The organism is Gluconobacter sp. DsW_058 (assembly GCF_002153615.1).
GTDB classification, from domain to species: Bacteria; Pseudomonadota; Alphaproteobacteria; order Acetobacterales; family Acetobacteraceae; genus Gluconobacter; species Gluconobacter cerinus.
This window is the reverse complement of the sequence record NZ_JOPH01000030.1, coordinates 1-1,382: the sequence shown is the minus strand read 5'-3', so window position 1 is coordinate 1,382 and position 1,382 is coordinate 1. Positions and strand designations below refer to the sequence as shown.

Sequence of the window (1,382 nt, the reverse complement as noted above, 5' to 3'; positions counted from 1 at the left end):
GCTTGCTGTCCTACAGATACAAAGTGAATCAGATCTCAGGCAGACCGTATAGGCCTTTTGTCAACGTGACCTAGTTCCGGACCATGGGTATCTGTTAAGCGACGTTGCGCTCATGATTCAGAGGACTTTTCTACTGTAGTGCGGAATGCCGCCTCTGCGCGTTGTAGAAATTGTTGATGTAAAGGCTCGACCTCTTGACGTGTGCTCCAGGCCTGTCGCCACATGAGTTCTGCTTTCAGGGTTTTGAAGAAGCTTTCCGTCACTGCATTATCCCAGCAGTTTCCCTTTGCGTCTCATGGACACGAGAAAGCCATGAGCAGAAAGGAGCTGACGGTAAGCCTCTGAACAATACTGACTGCCACGATCAGCATGATGGATGCAGCTTGGTGGTGGCTGACGCAAGGCAATAGCGCGTTGTAACGCTGTGGTGGCAAGATCTGCGGTCATACGGACATCAAGGTTCCAGCCGATGACTCTGCGCGAGAAGAGGTCCAGCACCACAGCCAGGTAAACCCAGCCTTTCCTCGTCCAGATGTGTGTGATGTCCGCTGTCCATTTCTGGTTAAGCGCTGTTGCGGAGAAGTCCTGTCGCAGAAGGTTGGGTTCAATGGCATGACTGTGAGCGCTCTTCGTGGTCACTTTGAAGCGCCGCGTTCGGACAACCCGGATGTCATTCTCCCGCATCAGCCGTCCCACACGGCGATGTCCGGCAGAAAAGCCACGCGCTCTGAGTTCCTCTGTCATGCGGGGACGTCCGTAGCTTCGCCTGCTCTGCGCGTGAATGGTGCGGATATGGACCATCAGAGCATCATCCTGCTTTCTGCGGCACAGACCGGACGACGTCGCCAGGCTCTCAAACCTCGGTCGCTGACACCAAACAGCCGACAGACCCGTTCACGAGAAAGCGGACCGTGATATAGCGCAATGAACGCAAACCTCACGATCTTTGGTTCGCGAAGAACTGTGTCGCCTGTTTTATCAGTTCCCTCTCCCCCTTCAGCAAAAGGTTCTCACGACGTAATCTCTCATTCTCACGTAATAACGCCGTATGATCCGTTGTGTCAGCAGCGACAGTGTCGTGCTTCTGAGCATCACGGATCCATGTCTTCAACGTCGAAGACCCAATATCCAGATCCTGAGCAATACGCTCGCGCTACAGACCGCTGCTCAGAGCTAAACGCACCGCCTCGTGTCTGAACTCAGCCTTGTAAAATCGTCCCATTCCAATTCCCCTTTACAACCACTTTCGGTCTTAAAGGTCCGGAACTCAACCGTAACACGTCCAGATATTTAAAATAATAAATATTACCCATATTAGAAAATAAAATTACCACTCAATTTTAAATTAATCATAAATGTTATGTGCCATATATAAAAAATCT

The 1,382-nt window shown here is 50.9% G+C and carries 1 pseudogene; it reads right to left on the bottom strand.

Annotation, left to right across the window (positions count from 1 at the left end):
• Window positions 1-130: 130 nt before the first annotated feature.
• Window positions 131-1,222, bottom strand: a pseudogene (locus tag HK24_RS05895) (IS3 family transposase).
• Window positions 1,223-1,382: the final 160 nt, after the last annotated feature.